The following is a 23,321-nucleotide window of genomic DNA, read 5'->3' on the forward strand; positions in this document are numbered from 1 at the left end:
CGTCTTTGATTCGGCGATGACGCTTCAGATGCAAACGCTCCAATCGTCTGGACGTATGTGCACCTTCGCGCGGTTCCTTACCTTGACGAAGAATGCCGATATAATGAGCCTTCATCTTGTTGTAATACTGATTGATCGCTTTAACTATCTTGCCCTTTACGATCATCGGTTTCGAACCGATAGTCGTGACGATGGTTGCAAGATTGTCAACGCCAAGATCAATCGCGAGCGCGTTTTCTTTCGAGCTTGAGAAATTTCCGTCCTTTGATCACGCAATCCGGATTGGAGAACACAACTTCTTTCACCTTGCTCCGTGCATATCTCGGAATATTAGGCTTTCCGGTGTACTTCTCAGGATGCTTGCGGTAGTCCTTCATACTGGCGAAGAAGGCTGTCCAGTTTTGGAACACAACCTTCATAATTCCTTGACTGCTCTGCGCAGGAAGTGCGCGATAATCGGTTTGCTCCATCACTTTGAATAAAGCGTCCAAGAAATTGTAATACACAAATGGCTTCTCCTGCGAAGGCAGCATGAACGGACGGGAACGATTCTTCTCGCTTAGCCGTTCATTCATCGCATCAATATGCGCTTCCAATGTTTGTATCACTTGTTGTTTTGATCCACACTTGATGGGTCCTGTACGTGGACTTTGAATCTGACATGACCGCTATAAATATGGAAGGAAAGACCTTTTTGTGGGTGTATTCAGGAGGTCGCCAATTCACCTCGCCACTTGCAGAAGTGGGAGTCCTCTCAGCGAAAATTGATAGAATCGACTTTTAATAATAAAAAGACTGCTCACCCCGGTCAACGACCCGGCGAAGCAGTCTTTCTTCGGTTTAATCCGCCTTTTCCAGCAGCCTCTTCAGCTCCTCGCGTACTTTACCGCTCGAGAGCACCTGCTCCTTAAATGACTCCCGTGCGCCCCAATCCGTCTTCATATTGACGTTTTGGAAGACGTCTACCGTCATATCCTGAAAGGCTTGGTGCATATTGTTATCGAACCAATCCGTCTCTGTATCCGCATCATTGCGAACGATGGCCTGCAAATCGAAATCATTATCCTTGGATAAGGAGAAGAAGGCGAGAACAACGGGCGCGCCGGCTTCATCAGTCGTCACCTCTACCTCACCGCAAGGAATTCCGCCCCACCGGACAGCACGTCTTACATGAGCCTCTACTACCTGCAACGTCAACAACCTCCTTTTCATTTCTTTATAACAGCTGCATCGATTCGATATGACGTTTCGTCGTATCGCTGCCGTGCTCATACAGCTTCTTGTAGATCTGCACAATCAGCTCGTCGTAGCCGGCATTCATTTCGCTATCGCCTGCTGAGCCGTAAGGACTATGGGCAAAATGAAAGGTTTGTGCCTCATCCATGCTGGCAAGCTCGTCGAACAGCTCCCGAAGCTTGATATGCTCCTCTTCATTTAATGCAACTTCAAGCTCGTACGCTGCCGCCTGTTGATCCTCTAAAATTTGCCCGGACTGAACGGAAACGTAATAGGTCTTCCGCCCTCTGCCGTCAGCCTCATTCTCAATCATGGATCGATTGCCCCTTTCCTGCTAACCTGACTTTTATGACCAGTTCTAGCATCCCCCTTCGGACAGACATTTTATCCCTTTTTTCAGCATATAACTGATATTATCGCTATTTTGAGACCAGCAAAAGAGAGGAATGAGATCGATGTGTGGAATTACCGGCTGGATCGACTGGAACCTTGATCTGACTAAGCAAAGCGAAAGCTTAGAGAAGATGACCGACACTCTTGCACCGCGGGGTCCCGACGCTTCCGGCACGTGGATATCGGCGCATTGCGCTTTAGGACATCGGCGTTTGTCTGTTATCGACCCCGAGAACGGGGCACAGCCGATGATTCGTCATATGGGCGATGATAAATATGTCATTGTCTACAACGGAGAATTATATAACGCGCTCGAGCTTCGCAAGGAATTGGAAAGCAGGGGAAGATCGTTCACTACGAATTGCGATACGGAAGTGCTGCTAGTCGCTTTTATGGAGTGGGGAAAAGCTTGCGTCGAGCGCTTTAACGGCATATTCGCATTCGCCATTTGGGACTTCGCCGAGCAGGAGCTGTTTCTTGCCCGCGACAGGCTGGGCGTCAAACCTCTGTTCTATAGCATGCAGGACGGCCTTTTTATTTTTGGATCGGAGCAGAAGTGCATATTGGCGCATCCTGCAGTGAAACCCGAGGTCGGGGCAGAGGGATTAGCGGAAATATTCATCCTGGGGCCTGCACGGACGCCCGGTCATGGCGTGTATAAACAAATAAGCGAGCTGCGGCCAGGCAGATGCATGACGGTCAACCGGGCAGGCGTTAAGACCGTCACGTACTGGCAGTTGGAAAGCAGCCCGCATGAGCAAGATACGGAAGCAACGGCGGAGCATGTCAAAGCACTTTTGAAGGACACTGTGGAACGACAGCTCGTTTCGGACGTTCCCGTATGTACGCTGCTGTCGGGCGGCCTGGATTCCAGTGCCCTTACGACGCTTGCCGTAAACTATTACAACCAGAACGGCCAAGGCAAGGTGCATACGTATTCGGTCGATTATACGGATAACGATAAGCACTTCCAGGCACATGCCTTTCAACCTAACAGCGATGCGCCATGGATTCAGCGAATGACCTCCCATCTGAAGACCATCCACCATTCGATTCAATTCGATACGCCGGAGCTTGCAGGCGCGCTGAACGCAGCTACCTTCGCCCGCGACCTTCCGGGTATGGCCGATGTCGATGCCTCGCTGCTGCTCTTCTGTCATGAAATCAAAAAAGATGCTACCGTCGCTATATCCGGGGAAGCGGCCGATGAAATTTTCGGCGGATACCCGTGGTTCCACCGCGAAGAAGCGCTTAATGCCGATACCTTCCCATGGTCGCTGGCCTCGGCCATGCGCTCCGACCTGCTCGCTCCCGACGTAGCCGCTTGGATCAAGCCGCTGGATTATATCGGCGACCGTTACGCGCAGGCCATCGCAGAGGTTCCTCACCTGGCAGGCGAGAGCGGGCAGCTTAGAAAGATGCGTCAGATGTCGTACTTGAACATTACGCGCTTCATGCCAACGCTGCTTGACCGCAAGGATCGGATGAGCATGGCAGCCGGCCTGGAAGTTCGCGTGCCATTTTGCGATCATCGGCTGGTGGAATACGTATGGAACATCCCTTGGGAGATCAAGACCTCAGGCGATCGGGAGAAAGGCATCTTGCGCAAAGCTCTGCGCGGAGTATTGCCGGACGACGTCTTGACCCGCAAAAAAAGCCCTTATCCCAAAACGCATAACCCTAACTATTTAGCGGCCGTCAAAGCTCTGCTGCTCGATGTGCTGAACGATCCCGGCTCCCCGCTCCTCCCGCTCATCAATGTGAATAAGGTCAGAGAGCTCGCCGAGTCCGATTCCGCAAAATCGAATATTCCTTGGTTCGGCCAGCTCATGTCGGGCCCTCAGCTATTCGCCTATTTGTACCAGGTCAACCTTTGGCTGAAACAATATAAAGTTGTGATCGGATAACAAAAAACACCCCCGTATGCATCAAGTCCTGTTCTGCAGGACAGATACCGCACGGGGGTGTTTTTACGCTTGCTCCAGAAGCGGAAGCAGTTGTCTAAGCGCATCGCCGCGATGGCTGATTCGCTGCTTCTCCTCCTTCGTGAGCTCGGCCATGCCGCGATTCAAGCTTGGAAGCCAAAAAAGAGGATCATAACCAAAGCCGCCGGAACCATGAGGCTTATCCGTAATCATGCCCTCCACGGTACCCTCGGCTTCAACGAAATCGCCAGTTGCCGGGTCGTACAGGGCCAACGCGCATACGAACTGCGCTTTGCTTAGCAGGCGCGAGCCGTCAGGAAGCAGCTTAATCTCCGCTTTCTCATTATTCGCGAGCTGCAGATCAAGCTGCCGGAGCAGCTTTGCGTTATTATCGCTGTCCGCTGCTCCTTCGCCCGCATAGCGGGCGGAGTATACGCCCGGCTCGCCGTTCAGCGCTTCGACCCGCAGGCCGGAATCATCCGCCAGCACCGGCACGCCAAGCGCTTCGCCCGCCGTCTTCGCTTTTAAACGCGCATTTGCCGCGAAAGTATCTCCGTCTTCTATAATGTCCGGAATTTGCGGATAATCGAGCAGGCTAGCCGTCTTTTTGCCCAGCTTCCGGAGAGCGTGCTCGAATTCCTTTACCTTGCCGGCATTTTTAGTTGCAACGACGATAACCTCACTCGATAAAATACCATGCTCCGTCATGAAGGCTACACTCCGATCCGATTCGCTATCGGCCCGAGCACATCGCGCTGCTTGCCGATCAGCTCCGTAATCCCCTCTTCTCCAAGCGCCAGCAATTGATTCAGCTCTTCGCGCGAGAATGGAGCATCCTCGCCCGTTCCTTGCACCTCAACGAATTTGCCGTTGCCTGTCATGACGACGTTCATATCGACCTTCGCCTTCGAATCCTCGTCGTAATTCAGATCGAGCATCGCCTTTTCAACAATGACGCCAACGCTTACCGAGGCTAGAAAATCTGTAATCGGAAATTTAGCAAACTGCGTTTTTTCAGAAATTTTTTGGATAGCTAGAGTTAAGGCAATAAACGCCCCCGTTATGGAAGTCGTGCGCGTGCCGCCATCCGCTTGAATGACGTCGCAGTCCAGCGTAATCGTCCGCTCGCCGAGCGCTTGCAGGTTCACGACGGAGCGCAGCGCGCGTCCGATGAGCCGCTGAATCTCCATCGTCCTTCCCGTCAGCTTGCCCTTTGCCGCTTCGCGGATATTCCGCGAATGCGTTGCGCGCGGAAGCATCGCATACTCGGCTGTAATCCAGCCCTTGCCTTGTCCCTTCATGAACGGGGGTACCCGCTCCTCTACGCTCGCGGTACAAAGCACCTTCGTATCGCCAACCTCAATGAGGACCGAACCCTCCGCGTATTTATTCACGCCTGTCGTTATGGTTACCGGCCGAAGCTGGTTCGTTTGCCGACCGTCATTTCTCATGCCTAAATTCCTCCTGAGCTTCTCGATATTATGTACGGTATGTCCATAATCTTCCCTATTTTATCAAAATAGCATACGAATTGCACTCGATGCTGAGGAAAACGAAAAAAAGGAGACGAGTGTCTCCCTTCATAACGGCAATTTACTTACATGATTACGATTTGATCGCGTTAACGTGATGAGGTCTGCCTACAGGCTCCGTGTAAGATTTATCGTCATCGTCAACGACGTTTGTCTGACCGTTAAGCTTGATTTGAACCGTCGTTGCGTCTGAATTTTCCGTGACGGACAAGACGAGCGCTTGAAGCATTTCTGCCGGCAGCTTCTGTCCTTCCTCGTAAAACTCATCCTCGAGATCAACCGTGACGACGTCGCCCTCATGAACGATATTTTTCACCACGACATCCGGTAAAATGACGCTGGTCAGCTCTTTTCGGTTAAGCGGACCCGAAATTAATTGCTGCAGCGCAGCCTCGGCAGGGTTATCAGAGCGGGCTACAAGGCGTGTGACAGGGACGTAATACTGCTCGTCATTTAACGTTTGTGCCGAGAAATACAGCGTAACAGGCGTAGACTGCGAATAGCTGATGCCGTCTGCCGCTTCGATATTAATGCCTATCGTCCTTGTGAGCGGCTCGTCTAGCGGGAAGCTGTCCATCGGCATTTCCTGCAGCTTGGCGCCCTCATGCCAAATTTCAACCTGTTCGATGCCTGTCATTGCCGTCAAGGTCCAGGTGATCGCTTCTACGATCGTACGCTCATCCTGAGGATTATAGTTAGTGAAGGGCTCAGAGAAATCGACCTTAGCAAGCTTCTGCTCCTTGTCGTATGTGTAAGAATTAATTTGCGTGCCCTGTGGAAGGACGGCGCGGAAATCCTCCGGCAGCTGATTCGCATACGTACCGTTCTCGACCATCATTTCAAGCGCCTTCTGTGCCGCAGCCTCATTCGTGCCAAGCGTTGTCGGAATAGAAATAGGCGCCAAATAACCGTTGCGGTCCTCGAGGTATACCGTCAGCGTTTCTTGTCCTTGGACGCCGGCCTGTCCGGTTTCAGCGCCCTCTGCTCCGTCCTTAATCTCCACCTGCGGCGGATCAATCGACCTGCTTGTCTCCTGCGAGAACAGCCCACAGCCTGCCGTTAGAATGGGCAGCGCCAAAACACCGGTAAGCACTGCACCCCTAATCCATCTCTTTTGAACCATATTGTTCTTTCCTCCCTAATCAAGTTTTGCCTGGCGGCTTTGTACAACTCACTATTTGTAGTACTATGTATACGAGCTCTTCACTGTTTTAGACCAGTTTTGTCCATAAAATCATTAGGGGGTACAAAAACATGTCCAATCCTGAAATTTACAGCCTTAACAGCCGAAAAGTAGCTGAAGCGACGGACGAATGGCTCATCAAGCGCGGCGTAACGAAGCTGGCGATCGCCGAGCTCGTTCATTTTTTGCAGAAGGACTATTTCCCAGACCTGACTCCCGAGGATTGTATTGTGCATGTTGATGCCGTTTTATCGAAGCGCGAGGTTCAAAATGCGGTACTGACAGGCATTCAGCTCGACATTCTTGCCGAGGAGGGCAAGCTGATGCCTCCCCTGCAGGATATGATTAAGCATGACGAGAGCCTTTACGGGTGCGACGAAATTTTGGCGCTTTCGATCGTTAACGTTTACGGAAGCATCGGCTTTACGAATTTCGGTTATGTCGATAAGCTGAAGCCGGGCATACTGGTCAGGCTGAATAGTAAGACGGATGGAGAAATCCATACGTTTCTCGATGATATCGTCGGCGCAATCGCTGCATCGGCCGCAAGCCGGATTGCCCACCGCAGGCAAGCAGAGCGTGAGGGCGTGACGCAGCCGCCGCTCGATTAAGCGAACAGGAGGATTAACCGTGAATTACGAAATTTTATATAAAGGCGCTTTCGCCATGCTGAAAGTCAAGCTGAATCCCGGCGAGAACGTAAAGGCCGAGATGGGCGCCATGGTCTCCATGTCGCCCAGCATCGATCTCAAAGGAACGGTCGATGGCGGCATTATGCGCGGGCTTGGGAGAATGCTCAGCGGGGAAACCTTCTTTTTTCAAGAGATGACCGCTGTACGGGGGCAAGGAGAGGTACTCCTTGCTCCCCCCTCCCTGGGTGATATCGAGGCAATCGAGCTCGACGGCTCATATAAGCTATTTGTTCAAAAAGACGGATTTTTAGCGGGAACGAGCGGCATAGAGGTTAATACCAAAATGCAAAACCTGAGCAGAGGGCTCCTTTCCGGCGAAGGCTTCTTTATCGTTGAGATCAGCGGAAGAGGCACGGTGTTTCTCTCCTCCTACGGGGCGATCCATGCCATTAATCTAAGTGCCGGCGAAGAGGTTACCATCGACAACGGGCACTTGGTCGCATGGCCGGGGTATATGAATTACAGCATCGATAAGGCTTCCAAGGGCTGGCTCTCGAGCTTTACCAGCGGCGAAGGCTTAGTCTGTAAGTTCCGCGGCGAAGGCGTCGTGCTTATTCAAACAAGAAACCCTGCCAGCTTTGGAAGCTGGTTGAAGAAATTCATACCGGGCAGTAAATAAATAGGAGAAGCATCGTAAATAACAAAAGGAGCTGCGCTTCTTGGTCATTGACCATGAAAGCAGCCCCTCTTTTTTATCATCCTGAACTAAAACTCAACCCGAAATGTTGTTCCGGTCTCATCCGATTCGAAATGAATCGTTGCACCATGATGATCAGCGATACTTCTGCAAACAGCCAGACCAAGCCCAGTTCCGGATTCCTTCGTCGAGTAGAAGGGCGTAAAGATCGAATCATGCGCCTCATTAGGGATGCCATGTCCTTGATCGATCACCTCAAGGTTAACGAAGCCGTTGATCTTGCGGGTCCGAATCGTAAGTATACCGCCTTTGTTCATCGCTTGTATCGCATTGCGGGTTAAGTTCAATAGCAGCTGACGAATCTCCTTCTGGTCAACGAATATAGACTTATCCGCCTGTAAATCGATTACTACATCGATGCCGTTAATGGCTGCGTCAGCTTCGAGCAGAGGAAGCAGCTGTTCAATGATTTGATTGAGCTGCAAATACTCCTTGCTTACAAATCTGGTATTCGCCAGCGATAAATATTCGGAGATGATTCCATTCGCACGATCCAGCTCGCTTACCATTAAAGTTATTATCTCTTCGCGAGCCTGGAAAGCGGAGTTTTTGCCCATCAACTGCAGAAAGCCCTTAATCGTCGTCATCGGGTTGCGAACCTCATGGGCAATGCTTGCCGCCATCGAGCTCAGCAAATTAAATTTATCAAATAAAACAAGATTCTTCTCCGCCTTGCGCAGGTCGGTCACGTCGGTTGCAAAGACAATGAAATACTCCTTCTCGTTCATCCGGAACGGCTCCCCGGAAAACATGCCGCTGCCAATCTCCCCTGTTGCCTTATTAAAGCTCATTTCGTGATTCTTAAGGACTTTCTTCATACAAGTTGCTTTCAGGATGTCAAGCCCTAGCCTAGCCTGCTGCTCCTCGCTAACCGTCTTCAGAAACTTCTCGTTCGCTTCCGTTATGTTTCCGTCTTGCATATCGACGATAAAATTCATCGTCGCATTCGTATAAAAGGCGCTTGCGAACTTCATATTGGATTCCAGCAAATGCTCCTGGGCTCTCATTTGCTCCGTCACGTTATGCCAGCAGTTCGCGAAACCGTCGCCCATTTTGTAGTATAAAATATCATATATGCCTTCCATCGATACATCACTATAAGCGAATGAGCGTTTATGGACGGTCTCTCCCGTCTCGGTCACATGACGAAAAATCTGAAATAACTCTTCCACGGATGCAGGAAACAATTCCGAGAGCGTCCGCCCGATCACCTGCTCCTTCGTGTAGTTGTTCGTTCTGCATGAGGCTTCGTTTACGTATTCAACACGGAAATCGATGATATGACCCTCATCATCGCGAATGGCCGAATAATAACCAAAGCAATCGATCAAATTGTCAAGGCAGCTTCGGTACCAAGTCTCTTGCTTCACCAAATTTGCTTCATATTCCTGCTGAGCGGTAATATCTCGCCCTATGAAATAAAAGAATTCCGCATCCTTGCTCATAGATGCGTTCCACTGAATCCATATGTAAGATCCGTTCGCGTGGAGAAGCCGAAATTTAACGTCAGTAGCTTGCGCTCCGTCCAAAACATATTCAGACATTGCTGCGGCAAACTCCAAATCTTCGGGATGAACGTTAGCGGAGAAGTCTTCCAGCCTAAAATAAGGATTAGATAAGCCGAGCATTTCCTTCATTCTGCTGTTGCAATCAATCACATTACCGTCACGGTCGAGGATAATCATCATATCAAACGAAAGCTCAAATAAATTTTTATAATGATCCATGCCGTTTCCTTCCAATCTATCTCATGATGTATGTTGTTACAAACATCGTATCAAATAATACAAAGGTTGGGCAACAACGTTTTACAATCATTTAATTTGGAAAGAAGGACGTTTATATATTACTATTCAATAACGGCTTATTCGGCAAATAGTGCAGGGAACGAACGAACCGAATCGTTCTCGTCTTCGCTCTCATGACTATGGAATGTGTTTCCGCACGTTGATCAGAGAAATATTGTACGCCGCCGAGAAATTCGCCTGGCGTAATGCCGGTTGCCGCAAAATAGACGTCTCCGGTTCCAATCATATCTTCCATCGTCAGCACCCGGTACGGATCTTCGATTCCCATCTGTACACAACGATTATACTCATTGCCGTCCGCCGGCATTAATCGCGCCTGTAATTCTCCGCCTAAGCATTTTAAAGCCGCTGCTGCCAAAACGCCCTCCGGCGCACCTCCCGAACCAACATATAAATCGATGCCCGCCTCCGGAAATGCAGGCGCCATCGCGCCGGCTACATCACCGTCCGACAAAAACTTGATCCTAACGCCGACTTTACGGAGCACCTTTACAATCGACTCATGGCGAGTGCGATCGAGAATCATGACCGTTAAATCCGACACCTTCTTATTTAATGCCTCCGCCGCTTTGCGGAGCGTTACATCCATGGGATCGGTAATACTTAATTTCCCTACGAGAGCGGGGCCGAACGCGAGCTTCTCCATATACATATCCGGTGCATGCAGCAGCTGCCCTTTACCGGCAACGGCTATGACCGACATGGCATTATTCAAGCCTTTCGCCACGATCTCGGTTCCCTCGAGAGGGTCTACCGCAACATCAACCTCGGGACCGTTCAGACTCCCTACTTCCTCACCGATATAAAGCATCGGCGCTTCATCCATTTCTCCCTCACCGATTACGACAACGCCGCGAATCGATACCGAATCGAACATCGCCCGCATAGCCGAAGTTGCCGCACCATCTGCGCTATTCTTATCGCCTCTCCCCATCCAAGGTGCGGATGCCAGTGCCGCCAATTCCGTAACCCTTACGAGCTCCAATGCCAATTCTCTCTCCATTGTCTTGTCTCCCTCTGATCTCTAATGACGGAATCGATGAATAGTATACATGTTGAAGCTATTTCCGTTATTAAATATGTATCATATATTTATATATGTCGCAATATATATTTTACAATCTTCATTCAATCATCATTTTTAAGTGATTTTCTTCTTCAAGTAAAATGATTGTTTCAATTAGAACAACAAAAGGCTATCCATACAGGCGTTAGCCTGTACAAGATAGCCCTGCTTGACTTGAAGCTGCTGCGACTTGGCTTCAGCACCGTTTCTCACTAGCACAACTCGCACATGTTCCGCGACCGTTAAAGCGTGACCGCGGCAAACCGACGTACTCCTTCGCTAATCTCTGATGTAATTCGTCCCCTGCGCTCCAAATAAACCAAATGCGCGAGCGTCTCCGACATCGCGAATCGTAATTGATGGGCGTTTCCGTTCAGCCGGCTGCCGAATAGAACCTCGCACATGCCATAGGCGGTGCGGGGCTCTTCAGCGAGCATCGCCGCCATCCGGTCCAGCCTGCGCATATGATGCTGCTGCAGCTCCGTAATCCTGCCTTCAAAATCGGTGAAGGGATCACGATGCCCGGGAAAGGCGAGCTTTACCTCGAATAGCCCCAACTCTTGCAAGCTATCCAGAAAAGCCTTCAGAGGATCGCCATCTTCGCCGGGTACGACGCTAACATTCGGCGTAATATGCGGCAGCACCTGATCGCCGCATACCATCCATTTCCGTTCCTTCTGATAGAAGCAGAGCTGTCCCTTGGCGTGACCTGGCGCATCGATTAAGAGCCAGCTTAGCCCGCCTATTTCGATATGGCTGCCAGCATCGAAATAGGTTACCTCTGGCTGCGGCGATACCATATCCACAAACGTTTCAAGATTTTCCCCAATAGCCTCTCTCAGCTCGCCCGGCATGCCATGCTCCTCATAAAGTGATTGCAGCACCGTCGAGAAGTCACTCCCCTCTCCCCATAGCCTGACAGCATAGGCATGCGCCCCGCGAGTCATAAATACGGGCGCGCCGCTCCTTTCCTGCACGTATCCGGCAAGTCCGTAATGGTCGGGATGCTGATGGGTCAAAAGAATGCGGGTCATGTCTGTCCACTGCAGGTTATGCTTAATAAGCGCTTCATTCCATACTTCTATTGCCTCATCCGTCCGTAAACCCGGATCGATAAGCGTATATCCGGCCTCTTCCGGAATAAGATAGCTATTCACCCATTTGAGCGAGAACGGTACGGGCACCTTAACCTGTATCCAGCCCTCCGGCCATATGACCGTTGGCGCCGTTATTTTCCCTTCTGGAGCATGCAAGCTCTTTCCTTCCTGCTTATCCAGCATGGTCATTTCGCCTTTCCTGCCATAATCATGCGAGGCGATACGGCTTCATCATAATCGGAGCCGTCGTAATTACCGTAAAGCTGTTCCAGGACAAGGCCGCAATCCGCCAAGTTCCGTTCGAACCAGTCAAGCCGAAGCAGCCGTACTCTTTCCAGATATTGTCTTGGCTTCGCTAGCGTTCCCGGATCCGATATCGTAATTTCCTTCTGAACCCAGCCATCCGTTACGGAACGAACCTCTTCAATTAAATAACCGGTGTCCACGTCCGTTCGCTCGGAACGAGGAATAAGATGCTCCTCGACATAGACCGGATTCAGAAAATCGATAAGGAAGGAGCCGCCTGGGCGCAGCGTTTTCCGAATATTCCGCAGTACGTTGACATTATCCTCTTCCAATGAAAAGTAACCAAAGGAGGTGAATAAGTTTACCGTCGCGTCGAAGCTCCCGGTCTCAAAAGGCAGCTCGCGCATATCCCCTTCTATCCATTTCACCGTACCGTTCTTATCATGGCATCGCGCTTCCTCCAGCAAAATAGCGGATAAATCGATACCCGTTACATCATATCCGAAGCTCGCTAATGCAAGCGCGTGCCTTCCCATACCGCAGCCAATGTCCAGCACCTTCGCATTGTTCGGCAGCTGCAGCCAATCGACCATCCGCTGTACTTCCTTGTTCGCCTCTCCCCAATTTCGATGTTTATAAACAAGCATATAATCCGTGCCAAAGCTCTGCTCGTACCAAGGTTTCATTCTTTTATTCTCCTTCTTTTTACAGGCAATCTCTATGTAAATCGTTATGATTACTCTATTTTACTTGAATTTCGCCATGCTCGCAAAACAGAAAAGCATTGGCGTATTTATGGATTTAGGTATATAAAAAAAAGGCTGGAATGGCTGATATCGGTGCGGACATTCCAGCCGTTTACCGCGGCGCTAACGCTTATATACGATTCAGTCTTTTCGTTTGGCGCAGCTGTGTGATCGTTCCTGCTCCGATGCCGAACATAGCCGTGCGCAATTCGAATTCGATCCGCTCGAATTGCTGGAGCAATAGCTCCTGTGAAGTTAGGCTGTTCCCATTTGCCGCTTGGGGGAGAAGCACCCGGCCATAGCCTGCCAAGTCCGCTCCGAGCGCAATCGCTTTAGCCGCGTCTACGCCGCTGCGCAGACCGCCGCTGGCAATTATCTTCGCATTGGGGAGCCGTTCGCGTATTTCAATGACGCTCTCTGCCGTCGGTATGCCCCAATCGGCAAACGCTTCGGCTGCATGCCGCCGCAGCGGATCACTCGAACGGAATTTCTCTACCTGACTCCAAGAGGTTCCCCCCGCGCCTGCCGCATCGATGAAGGCCACGCCCGCCTCATGCAGGGCTGCCGCCGTATCGGCATCAATTCCCCAGCCTACTTCCTTCACGCCAACCGGTAAATCAAGCGACCTGCAAATCTGCTTAATAGCGGATAGCAGCCCGCGAAAATCCGTATCGCCCTCAGGCTGGAATATTTCCTGCATGCTGTTCAAATGCAGGACAAGCGCATCCGCCTCCGCGATCTCAACCGCTCTGCGGCATGAATCCGCGCCAAAGCCATAATTAAGCTGCACGGCTCCTATATTGGCAATAACCGGTACGGTTGGCGCATCCTTGCGCACGGAGAACGAAGCGGCCAGCTTCTCTTGCTCGATCGCAGCGCGCATCGAGCCTAGGCCAATTGCCCAGCCTCTCGCCTCGGCCGCAACCGCTAAGCGACGATTAATCGCCCCCGCTTCATCCGTCCCTCCGGTCATCGAGCTGACGAGCAGAGGAGCTCCCAACCTCTTGCCGAACCATTCCGTCTCCAGGCTAACTTCGTGGAAGGAAAGCTCGGGCAACGCATTATGCTTAAATCGATACCGTTCCAATCCGGTTTCAATACCAACGCTATTCACTTGCTCCTGCAAGCAAATCCGAATATGCTCGCCTTTTCGCTTCGCTGTAGCTGCTTGTTGATCTGCTGTCATGTCAATTTAATTCCTCCCGTGCGTAAACGGCTGACGCCGCTTACGGCAACGCAGCTCAAATTTCGCTTTCCAACTACGTACAAGCATAGCATAATTTTTCGTTTCACGCTCCAGGCTTAACGCCTAGACCTCCAAGAAGTTGTTCTCTTTAGTTTTGATTTTTTCAATCATTTATATGAAATTTACAATCATTTAATCTTGTTTATCCGTCGAACTTAAATTAAAATAAAAGCAAGGAATCGTATGAGGAGGCACATCATGGAGATCATCATTTTTGATACACAGAAGGAACTGGATGCTTATGCGGCGGATCTGCTTGTAAATACCGCGGGCGAGAAGCCTGATGCGGTCTTGGGACTGGCGACGGGATCGACACCTATAGGTATTTATGACAAAATAGTAGAGCGGTATAATGAAAAGAAAATAAGCTTTGCGGGGGTAACAACCTTTAATCTTGACGAATACGTCGGATTGCGGCAAGAAAATGAGCAAAGCTATGCTTATTATATGCAAAAGCATCTTTTCTCCCATATCGACATACTTGCCGAGAATACTCATTTGCCGAACGGCATGGCCGAGGATATCGAAGCCGAATGCGCCAGGTATGACGAAATGCTGGAGGCACGTCCCGTTGACATTCAACTGCTTGGCCTGGGCCATAACGGACATATCGGATTCAATGAACCCGACGTCAATTTATCCGGCGGTACGCATGCTGTACAGCTCAAGGCAGAAACACGCGAGGCGAACGCCCGCTTTTTCGCTTCCATGAACGAGGTTCCAAGCTATGCGATCACGATGGGGGTAGGCTCCATTTTAAAAGCGAATACCATCCTAATGGCCGTTCGCGGAGCGGACAAAGCGGGTATCGTAAAAGAAGCGTTGACGGGTCCAATTACGACAAACGTTCCAGCTTCATTATTACAAACCCATGCGCGAGTTATCGTTCTGCTCGATCGCGAGGCGGGAAGGATGATCGAATAATGAACGTACGCACGACTAGCTGGCTCTTTCATAACGTAAATATCGTACTGGAGGATCATACTGCTATCGGCAGCGTCTTTGTAGAAAATGGACGGATTACGAGGATAATAACCGGTGAGCACACAGAACAATTAGAAGCAACGGAAGCCAGCGTAACGATTGATGGACATGGCGGATGGCTGATGCCCGGTTTTATCGACGTTCATGTGCATGGCGGCTTTGGGGCCGACTTTATGGATGCCTGCAGCGACAGCTACGATACGATTACCCGGTTTCACGCATCGCATGGCACAACCGGAATGCTGGCGACAACTATGACAGCTGATAAGGAAGCCATTGAAGCTGCATTGCATGCGACAGCAGCGTATCGCGCAAGAGAAGAAATGCCTTATGCCGCTCTTTACGGCGTTCATTTGGAAGGACCGTTCATTAGCGAGAAATGGCCCGGCGCCCAAAACCCGGCGCATATAACGGACCCACAGACGGAGTGGTTGAAGCAGTGGATTAAGCAATGGCCCGGTCTGATTCGCCAGCTCACCCTTGCGCCTGAGAAATCGGGCGCCATCGAGACCATCGCTTGGCTTGCCGAGCTGGGGATCGTTACGGCATGCGGCCATACCGATGCCGTATACGACGAAATCATAGCCGCTGCCGATGCGGGACTTACACAAGCGGTCCATACGTACAATGCGATGCGCGGCCTTCATCACCGCGAGCCGGGAACGCTCGGCGCCGTCCTGACCGATGACCGCATCTATGCGGAGCTCATTGCCGACGGCTTGCATGTTCATCCTGCGGCGATTCGTCTGCTGGTTGCAGCGAAGCCGCTTGATAAAATGATCCTCATAACCGATGCGATGGCCGCTGCCGGCATGCCGGACGGAGACTTCTCGCTGGGCGGCCAAGCCGTTGTCGTGAAGGCCGGGGAAGCACGCCTTCGCGATGGAAACGCGCTGGCCGGCAGCTGCTTGACGATGATTAGCGCCATCCGGTTCCTTCTGGAGCATACGAATCTGACGATTTCTGACGTCAGCCGCCTTGCTAGCGGCAATGCCGCCAGACAGCTTGGCATCAGTGACCGTACCGGCTCTATCGCCATCGGCAAGCAAGCCGATCTCGTGCTGGTCGATGCATTGCTTGAAGTTCAGCAGACATGGGTCCAGGGCCGCTCCGTTTACGAGAATAGGATCAATTAAACAGGAAAAAGGCTGCCGTCATTCGTCGGCAGCCTTTTTCCTGTTTCGGTTTTAATTTCGATTAATCCGTCACGTATACGGAAATGCCATGCTTCTCCACCTGAGCGGCAAGCTCCGCGGATAGCGGCAGATCCGTAATGACGCCGCAAAGCTCGGATAAAGATGCGGTTGTGAATAGCGATGTCCGTTCTGTCTTCGTATGATCGAATACGGCGTACGCCGCTTGCGAGCGTTTAATGAGTGCTTTGGCAATTTGCGCTTCCTGCTCCGAATACGTCGTAATGCCGCCTTCTGCCGAAATGCCGTCGACGCCGATAAACATTTTACCGATATGCAAATGACTCACCAGGCCTTCGCCGAGCGGTCCGCAAAGCTCGAAGCTGTTGTGACGCATAATGCCGCCGGTTACGACCACTTGAATTTGGCTTCCCGCCAGCTCCATTGCAATGTTGACCGCATTCGTCACCACCGTAATGCCTTTGCGCGCCTTTAACTGCTTCGCGATTAGGAAATTCGTCGTACCGCCGGACAAGCCGATAACATCCCCCTCCGTTATAAGGGAGGCAGCAAGCTCGGCAATCCGCTCCTTCTCCAGGATCGACAGCCCTTCCTTCTCGGCAAAAGGCAAATCGCGCACGGTATGCATGCCGTCATACATCGCTCCGCCGATCGTCCGAATGACGGGATACTCCGCCTCCATCTGCTCAAGATCGCGGCGAGCCGTCGCTTCGGAGCAACCGAACCGTTCAACCATTTCGGTAATCGTAATTCTCCCCTGCTGCTTTAACAGCTGCAGCATGGCCTCGCGGCGGCGCTGCCCCTTGGAACCGTTCGCATCTGCCATTATTAACGCTCCACCCATGCTTTGGAGGATAAGCGCTGCTCCACGACATTCCACTCCGGCAACGCTTCCCAATCACCGCGCATTTGGACGACCAGAGATCCGTTGACACTAGCCAAACGTACGGCTTCAATTGGTGTCATTCCCTTCATGATACCAGCCAGGAAGCCCGCGCAGAAGCCGTCTCCCGCTCCAACCGTATCGACCACCTGCTCGGCCGGATAGAATGGCAGGCTTTCTTCCTCGCCTTGGTTCAATACGACGGTCGTGTCGTTTCTGCCTTTAATAATGCTCACGGCCTTGAGTTCCGTCAGCTTTCCTTTGATATAATCATAGTCGTCAGTGTCATACAGCAGCTTCAGCTCGTCCCAACCCGGGAGAAAATAATCCGCGTCCGCAGCGAGCGGCAGCAGCGTCTCACGCGCTTCCTCGATCGACCACAGCTTAAGCCGCAAATTCGGATCGAAGCTGACAAGCACGCCCGCTTCCTTCGCAATGTCGACGGCACGGCGCAACGTTTTGCGGCAATCCTCGCTTAGGGCCGCTGTGATACCGGTTACATGCAGCAGCTTAGCTCCGCGAATATAATCTTCATCCAGTTCATCGGGCTTCATGCGGCTTGCCGCGGAATGCTTCCTGAAATAATGTACGGCCAGCTTGCCTGCTACATGCTCGCGAAACATCATCCCCGTTGGCGCATCGGACCGAAGTTTAACGCGGGAAATGTCTACCCCCTCGCCCCGGAGCGTCTTTAGAATGATTTTGCCAAACGGATCGTCGCCAAGCCCGCCAAACCAGCCTACAGAGGAACCCAGCCGCGCGAGACCGATTGCGACATTGCTTTCCGCTCCTCCAAAGCTTTGCTCGAGCGTTGCGGCACGTTCGATGGTTTTATGCTCTTCCGGCATAAACAAAGCCATTGATTCGCCAAACGTTATAATTTGCGGTGATGATTCATGCATGTTGCAATCCCCCTACAGCGTTATAAATGATTCCAATTAATCTACGAATATAGGAAATTTCATGGTGTAGATGGTTACAATGTAAAGCGCCAGAATGATGTAGCTCATCACGCGGGCCTTATTAATATGGGCTGTTGCGCTTTTTCCCTCTTCAATAGAAGAGACAACGCGTTTTAGCGGCTTCGTGATGATACCGCCCAGCGCACCGATGGCAAGAAACAGCAAAACGACAATAACCATCCACGCTACCGTATAATCCGCCTGCGAAATCATGTATCCTCCGGTAAGAAGCTGCACAATGAGAAAATACTGCACAATACGGTTCGCGGAAATCAATCCGTCCGCTAAACCCCCTTGACCCAAGCCGGCAAGATTAGAAGCTCTTCCCACCATGAAAGGAAGCACGACATAAAACCCCATTCCCACGGCACCTAGTACATGCAAAAACAACATCACATTAAACATTTCAATTCCTCCTGTTTTCATAGAGCGTATAAAAATCCAATGTTTTCTATAAACGCGCAATACAAATAGTTTATCAGAAACAGGATTTTTTTCAAATGACTACGCTCCGTATAAGGGGCTCATTATTTTTTAATGCCATATTTACTGATGACACCGTGAATGGCGAAATAGGAAACTTCGTCCGGAAGCTCCTCTTTAATAGGTCTCAGCTTATCGATTCCTACCTTCTCGATCGCCGCAATGATGGATTCCTCATAGTCAGCCGGTATAATCCGGTTGAAGTCCAGGTCATAGCCTTCATCGGCGCAGCGGATCAAGTGGCCTTCGACCGTTACCTTACTCAGTCCGCGATCCTTCGCAATATCCTCTGGCTCCTGCCCCGCTTGGAAAAGCTCAAGCGTTGTCAAATGGCTCGGCTGCTCCTCGTCTGATGCGGGGCTGCGTCTTGAGGACGTTACTTTCGCGTTTGCTGAGTGGATAACAGGCTGGGCGGTTCTCTCCTCCCCGCCAAACGAATGAATAATGGCAAGCAGCTCCTCGCCGTATTTATCTGCTTTCGCGGTCCCTATCCCTTTGACTTCCAGCAGCTGCTGAACGGTTTGCGGCTGTGCATTCGCGATCTCGCGGATCGTCGCGTCGAAAAACAGCATGAAGGGCGGCACGCCTTCTGCTGCAGCCTTTTCTTTACGCCACTGCTTAAGCGAATCGAACAACGGCGAGGCGCTTGCGCTATCGGCTGCCAATGACTGCCGAACAGTGGCGCGAACCCTCTGCATGATCATCTCCCGCCCTTCCAGCACAGGTAATGCATTTGCAGTAAGCGACACAACAGGATATTGTCCCTCACTTAATCTTAAATAGCCTTCAGCAACTAACCAGTACAGCCAGTCCGCGATTTCCTTCTCGGGCAAATGGCGCATAAGCCCGTAGGTGGTCAACCGGTCCAATCCGAATTCCAGCAGCCGCTTGTCGCGGGAGCCCTTCAACACTTTAGCGGCCATCGTAACGCCGAAGCGGCCTTTCATTCTGCCTACGCAGGAAAGCGCCATCTTCGCCTCGTCCGTCCGGTTAACCGGCTCGCTCTTGTCGAGGCAGCTGCTGCATTTGCCGCAAGATTCAACGCCGGTTTCACCGAAATAGTCAACGATAAATTGCTGCAAGCAGCGCTGCGTACGGCTGTAATTCATCATGGTATGGAGCTTGGACAGCTGAATCGACTTTCGATCCGAGTCGCCCGTTCCCTGCTCGATTAAGAAACGCTGAACCTGCATATCCGCAGGCTCGAACAGCAGGATGCATTCGCTTTCCTCGCCATCCCGGCCGGCGCGACCAGCCTCTTGATAATACGATTCGATGTCTCCGGTCATTTGCCAGTGGAGCACATATCGAACATTCGGCTTATCAATCCCCATACCGAAAGCGTTCGTTGCAACCATGACGCGAATATCGTCAAATCGAAACCGCTCCTGTGTCTCGGCCCGCTCAGTGTCGGACAAGCCTCCATGATATTTGCCCGCCTGAATGCCGCTGCGCATCAGCTGCTCATATACGTTCTCGACCTCTTTACGCGTAGCCGCATAGATAATACCCGATTGCTCTTTGCGCTGCGCAACAAACGTATCCAGAAACCTTTTTTTGTCAACCCCCGTCACGACAGAGAGTGAAAGGTTAGGTCTGGCGAAGCCGGTTACGAACAAGTTCGGATCTCGCAGCTTCAGCATTTCGGAAATATCATGCGCAACTTCAGTCGTTGCGGTAGCCGTAAATGCAGCAACAAGCGGACGGTTCGCCATTTTGCCGATCCAGCCGGCGAGCTGACGGTAGCTTGGGCGGAAATCATGTCCCCATTGTGAAACGCAGTGCGCTTCGTCTATGGCAATGAGCGGTATCGAGAGCTGCTCGGACAAAGACTGAAACATAGGCGCATCGAGCCGCTCCGGAGCAACGTACAGCAGCTTATACTCTCCTTGCAGCGCACTGCGCATGACGTCCCGGTACTCCGCCGCACCAAGAGAGCTATTTAAAAATGCAGCCGATACGCCTACCCGCCGCAGCGCATCAACCTGATCCTTCATCAGCGATATAAGGGGCGATATGACAAGCGAGGTGCCGGGCAGCAGCATGGACGGAATTTGATAGCAGATCGATTTACCGCCGCCTGTCGGCAAAATAGCGAGCGTATCGCGTCCATGCAATATGCCGGATATAATATCCTCTTGTCCTTTGCGAAACGTATCAAAGCCGTAAACCCGTTTTAGAGCTTCTCTAGCCTGATCGATCATTCGGTATCCCTCCTATGAAAAATAAACAGAGAGGACCCCGGCAGTTTTCTGTCAGGGTCCTCCCATACGCATTTCTTACAAAATGCAAATAGCTCTTATCTTTATTAGCCTGCAGTAACGATTTGGATTACGTTGCGAACGGATTGAGCGGATTTATCAAGCGCCGCTTTCTCGTCAGCTGTAAGATCAAGCTCAAGTACCTTCTCGATGCCGTCGCCGCCAATGATCGCAGGAACACCCATGAACAGGTTATCGTAGCCGTATTCGCCTTTAAGCAAAGCGATTACCGGAATAATGCGTTTTTTGTCCTTCAGGATCGCTTCTGTCATTTGTACGAGCGATGCTGCCGGAGCGTAATATGCGCTGCCGTTACCAAGCAGGTTTACGATTTCGCCGCCGCCAACGCGAGCGCGCTGCACGATAGCTTCGATACGGTCAGCAGGGATCAGCTTTTCGATCGGAATGCCGCCTGCGTTCGAGTAACGAACGAGCGGAACCATATCGTCGCCATGTCCGCCAAGTACGAAGCCGCGAACATCTTCAACGGATACGTTAAGCTCTTGCGCAATAAATGTGCAGTAACGAGCTGTGTCCAGTACGCCGGATTGACCGATAACGCGGTTTTTAGGGAAACCAAGCGTTTCGAATGCCGCATAAGTCATCGCGTCAACCGGGTTGCTTAGAATGATGACATAAGCGTTCGGGCTAGTCGCCTTTACGTTTTCGCAAACGGATTTCACGATTCCCGCGTTCGTGTTAACTAGATCATCGCGGCTCATTCCCGGCTTGCGGGCAATACCTGCAGTGATGATAACCACATCGGAATCCTTTGTATCGTCATAGTTCGAAGTACCGATGATGTTAGCGTCAACGCCAAGCACCGGAGTAGCCTCAAGCATATCCAGCGCTTTACCTTTAGTAGGGTTTTCAAGCGGTGCAATATCGACAAGCACAACATCGCCAAGCTCTTTCTGTGCAAGCATAAGCGCTGTAGTAGCTCCCGTGAAGCCAGCTCCCACTACCGTGATTTTTTTACGTTTTATGGCCATCTTGTATAAAACCTCCCGTTCATTGCTTATTTTCATGGGGAGACCCCTTTGACCCCCATCTTTACACCCAAACCCTGAAGGGCTTTCGAACCCTCCTAAATCCTCCCTTCCAAGGGAGGACCTTGGGGGCGCTGCGCCCTCTGGACACCTGCCAATTGGACGAACGAAGGAGTTACACAGGCGTGACTGTGCAGTTTTCGAACAAGGCACGCTTCCATCCCTTCGGGACACGCTTTAAGCTGGTGGTAAGAGCAGTGGAATTGTCCCTGCGGGACGCCATTCCTCCTAGTGCAGTATGTACACTGGGGTTAGAGGTTACCAATGATTATTAATTGATAATGCTTCAACTACATGTTTTTAATGATCTCGTCAGCGAAAGCAGAACATTTCACTTCTGTTGCGCCTTCCATCAAGCGGGCGAAGTCATAGGTTACGGTTTTGTTGTTGATGGATGTTTCCATGCCTTTATAGATAAGGTCAGCCGCTTCCTGCCAGCCAAGGTGCTCAAGCATCATAACGCCGGACAAGATAACGGAACCCGGGTTAACGACGTCTTTGTCCGCATACTTCGGTGCAGTACCGTGAGTCGCTTCGAAGATAGCGTGGCCAGTCAAGTAGTTGATGTTCGCGCCCGGCGCGATACCGATACCGCCAACTTGAGCTGCAAGCGCGTCGGACAGGTAGTCACCGTTCAGGTTTAAAGTAGCGATTACGTCAAAGTCAGTCGGACGAGTAAGAACTTGTTGAAGTGCGATGTCGGCGATCGCATCCTTCACGACGATTTTGCCGGCAGCTTCAGCTTCAGCCTGCGCTTTGTTCGCAGCGTCTGTTCCTTCTGCTTCTTTGATGCGGTCATATTGGCTCCAAGTGAACGTTTGCTCAGCAAACTCTTGCTCTGCCACTTCATAACCCCAGTTTTTGAACGCGCCCTCTGTAAACTTCATGATGTTGCCTTTGTGTACGAGCGTAACAGATTTTTTGTTGTGCAGGATCGCGTATTCGATCGCCGCGCGGGCAAGGCGCTGTGAGCCTTCTTTCGATACAGGCTTAATACCGATACCGGAAGTTTCAGGGAAGCGGATTTTGTTAGCACCCATTTCTTTTTGTAAGAACTCGATCACTTTTTTCACTTCTGGAGTACCTTCTTGATACTCGATACCTGCATAAATGTCTTCTGTATTTTCACGGAAAATAACCATGTTAACCAGCTCAGGACGTTTGACCGGGGAAGGTACGCCAGTGAAGTAACGAACCGGACGAAGGCAAGTGTACAGATCAAGCTCTTGACGAAGAGCAACGTTCAGGGAACGGATACCGCCGCCGATTGGCGTTGTCAAAGGTCCTTTAATCGCAACGATGTATTCACGGATGGCTGTAAGTGTATCAGTTGGCAACCACTCGCCGTATTCGTTAAATGCTTTTTCGCCTGCAAATACTTCGTACCAAGCGATTTTTTTGCTGCCGCTGTATGCTTTCTCTACAGCTGCATCCAGTACGCGTTTCGATGCTTTCCAGATATCACGGCCTGTGCCGTCGCCTTCGATGAAAGGAATGATTGGGTTGTTAGGCACCTGAAGTACGCCGTTATCGATTGTAATTTGCTCGCCTTCTGTTGGAAGCGCGAATTTTTCGAACTGAGCCATGAATGAAATCCTCCTTAGATATGTACTTGCCGGGCAAGTAGTGTTTGGTTTATTTTCGCGAAAATGGAGAACGAACAGCTTGTTCGCCCTCT

23 protein-coding genes are annotated in these 23,321 nt (G+C 51.1%); 5 read left to right on the forward strand and 18 right to left on the reverse strand.

The window, feature by feature from the left end:
• From L1N85_RS27825 to L1N85_RS02685, 4 genes are all read right to left on the reverse strand, one after another.
• The coding region (locus tag L1N85_RS27825) for a transposase (RefSeq protein ID WP_407946310.1) at positions 1-223 on the reverse strand (223 nt) is incomplete at its 3' end.
• Positions 219-608, reverse strand: coding sequence for a hypothetical protein (locus L1N85_RS27830; RefSeq protein ID WP_407946309.1), 390 nt, complete (start codon positions 606-608; stop codon positions 219-221). The genes L1N85_RS27825 and L1N85_RS27830, both read right to left, overlap by 5 nt.
• Before the next feature lie 232 nt (positions 609-840).
• Positions 841-1,191, reverse strand: coding sequence for a hypothetical protein (locus tag L1N85_RS02680; protein ID WP_235234634.1), 351 nt, complete (start codon positions 1,189-1,191; stop codon positions 841-843).
• Positions 1,192-1,216: 25 nt separating this feature from the next.
• The gene (locus L1N85_RS02685; protein ID WP_235234635.1) at positions 1,217-1,549 is read right to left on the reverse strand and encodes a hypothetical protein; all 333 of its coding nucleotides are present in this window, start codon (positions 1,547-1,549) and stop codon (positions 1,217-1,219) included.
• A 142-nt stretch (positions 1,550-1,691) separates the two neighbouring features.
• Here L1N85_RS02685 and asnB point away from each other — a divergent pair, with 142 nt between their 5' ends.
• Positions 1,692-3,536, forward strand: a complete 1,845-nt coding sequence (asnB, locus tag L1N85_RS02690) for an asparagine synthase (glutamine-hydrolyzing) (RefSeq protein WP_235234636.1) — start codon at positions 1,692-1,694, stop codon at positions 3,534-3,536.
• A gap of 63 nt (positions 3,537-3,599) precedes the next feature.
• Here asnB and rdgB read toward each other — a convergent pair whose 3' ends face one another.
• The 3 genes from rdgB to L1N85_RS02705 form a co-directional block, all read right to left on the reverse strand.
• On the reverse strand, positions 3,600-4,262 hold the full coding sequence (gene rdgB / locus L1N85_RS02695; protein ID WP_235234637.1) for an RdgB/HAM1 family non-canonical purine NTP pyrophosphatase: 663 nt from the start codon (positions 4,260-4,262) through the stop codon (positions 3,600-3,602).
• Between the two features lie 5 nt (positions 4,263-4,267).
• The gene (gene rph / locus L1N85_RS02700) at positions 4,268-5,005 is read right to left on the reverse strand and encodes a ribonuclease PH (RefSeq protein WP_235234638.1); all 738 of its coding nucleotides are present in this window, start codon (positions 5,003-5,005) and stop codon (positions 4,268-4,270) included.
• Positions 5,006-5,159: 154 nt separating this feature from the next.
• Complete coding sequence (locus L1N85_RS02705; RefSeq protein ID WP_235234639.1) at positions 5,160-6,209, reverse strand: GerMN domain-containing protein; 1,050 nt, start codon at positions 6,207-6,209, stop codon at positions 5,160-5,162.
• A 131-nt stretch (positions 6,210-6,340) separates the two neighbouring features.
• Between L1N85_RS02705 and L1N85_RS02710 the strand changes: the two genes are divergently transcribed.
• Both L1N85_RS02710 and L1N85_RS02715 read left to right on the forward strand, forming a co-directional pair.
• Positions 6,341-6,880 carry a phosphatidylglycerophosphatase A family protein gene (locus tag L1N85_RS02710; protein ID WP_235234640.1) on the forward strand — a complete coding sequence of 180 codons (540 nt, stop codon included), beginning with the start codon at positions 6,341-6,343 and terminating at the stop codon, positions 6,878-6,880.
• A 19-nt stretch (positions 6,881-6,899) separates the two neighbouring features.
• Entirely contained in the window at positions 6,900-7,580 is a 681-nt protein-coding gene (locus tag L1N85_RS02715) for a TIGR00266 family protein (RefSeq protein WP_235234641.1), read from the forward strand.
• 86 nt (positions 7,581-7,666) lie between these two features.
• Here the strand turns inward: L1N85_RS02715 and L1N85_RS02720 are convergent, their stop codons facing one another.
• The 5 genes from L1N85_RS02720 to fni form a co-directional block, all read right to left on the reverse strand.
• Positions 7,667-9,385 (reverse strand): PAS domain S-box protein, encoded by a 1,719-nt coding sequence (locus tag L1N85_RS02720; RefSeq protein WP_235234642.1) that lies wholly within the window; start codon positions 9,383-9,385, stop codon positions 7,667-7,669.
• 112 nt (positions 9,386-9,497) lie between these two features.
• Complete coding sequence (glpX, locus tag L1N85_RS02725; protein WP_235234643.1) at positions 9,498-10,469, reverse strand: class II fructose-bisphosphatase; 972 nt, start codon at positions 10,467-10,469, stop codon at positions 9,498-9,500.
• Between the two features lie 305 nt (positions 10,470-10,774).
• Complete coding sequence (locus L1N85_RS02730; protein WP_235234644.1) at positions 10,775-11,818, reverse strand: MBL fold metallo-hydrolase; 1,044 nt, start codon at positions 11,816-11,818, stop codon at positions 10,775-10,777.
• Positions 11,815-12,561: a class I SAM-dependent methyltransferase gene (locus L1N85_RS02735; protein WP_235234645.1), complete on the reverse strand. Its 747-nt coding sequence runs from the start codon at positions 12,559-12,561 to the stop codon at positions 11,815-11,817. Before L1N85_RS02735 ends, L1N85_RS02730 begins: the two co-directional genes overlap by 4 nt.
• A 190-nt stretch (positions 12,562-12,751) precedes the next feature.
• A complete protein-coding gene (gene fni / locus L1N85_RS02740) occupies positions 12,752-13,807 on the reverse strand; it encodes a type 2 isopentenyl-diphosphate Delta-isomerase (protein WP_235234646.1) in 1,056 nt (351 codons plus the stop codon).
• A gap of 258 nt (positions 13,808-14,065) precedes the next feature.
• Between fni and nagB the strand changes: the two genes are divergently transcribed.
• A complete protein-coding gene (nagB, locus tag L1N85_RS02745) occupies positions 14,066-14,791 on the forward strand; it encodes a glucosamine-6-phosphate deaminase (RefSeq protein ID WP_235234647.1) in 726 nt (241 codons plus the stop codon).
• Positions 14,791-15,987, forward strand: a complete 1,197-nt coding sequence (gene nagA / locus L1N85_RS02750; protein ID WP_235234648.1) for an N-acetylglucosamine-6-phosphate deacetylase — start codon at positions 14,791-14,793, stop codon at positions 15,985-15,987. The genes nagB and nagA overlap by 1 nt, the downstream gene beginning before the upstream one ends.
• 61 nt (positions 15,988-16,048) lie before the next feature.
• Here nagA and L1N85_RS02755 read toward each other — a convergent pair whose 3' ends face one another.
• The 6 genes from L1N85_RS02755 to icd form a co-directional block, all read right to left on the reverse strand.
• Positions 16,049-16,831, reverse strand: coding sequence for a DeoR/GlpR family DNA-binding transcription regulator (locus L1N85_RS02755; RefSeq protein WP_235234649.1), 783 nt, complete (start codon positions 16,829-16,831; stop codon positions 16,049-16,051).
• A 2-nt stretch (positions 16,832-16,833) separates the two neighbouring features.
• Complete coding sequence (locus tag L1N85_RS02760; protein WP_235234650.1) at positions 16,834-17,790, reverse strand: sugar kinase; 957 nt, start codon at positions 17,788-17,790, stop codon at positions 16,834-16,836.
• 36 nt (positions 17,791-17,826) lie between these two features.
• A complete protein-coding gene (locus L1N85_RS02765; protein ID WP_235234651.1) occupies positions 17,827-18,255 on the reverse strand; it encodes a hypothetical protein in 429 nt (142 codons plus the stop codon).
• Positions 18,256-18,377: 122 nt separating this feature from the next.
• On the reverse strand, positions 18,378-20,537 hold the full coding sequence (gene recQ, locus L1N85_RS02770; RefSeq protein ID WP_235234652.1) for a DNA helicase RecQ: 2,160 nt from the start codon (positions 20,535-20,537) through the stop codon (positions 18,378-18,380).
• A gap of 104 nt (positions 20,538-20,641) precedes the next feature.
• Positions 20,642-21,586 (reverse strand): malate dehydrogenase, encoded by a 945-nt coding sequence (mdh, locus tag L1N85_RS02775; protein ID WP_235234653.1) that lies wholly within the window; start codon positions 21,584-21,586, stop codon positions 20,642-20,644.
• A gap of 347 nt (positions 21,587-21,933) precedes the next feature.
• Positions 21,934-23,229: an NADP-dependent isocitrate dehydrogenase gene (gene icd, locus L1N85_RS02780; RefSeq protein ID WP_235234654.1), complete on the reverse strand. Its 1,296-nt coding sequence runs from the start codon at positions 23,227-23,229 to the stop codon at positions 21,934-21,936.
• Positions 23,230-23,321: the final 92 nt, after the last annotated feature.

The sequence above is a fragment of the Paenibacillus alkaliterrae genome (assembly GCF_021532375.1).
Classification (GTDB): domain Bacteria; phylum Bacillota; class Bacilli; order Paenibacillales; family Paenibacillaceae; genus Pristimantibacillus; species Pristimantibacillus alkaliterrae.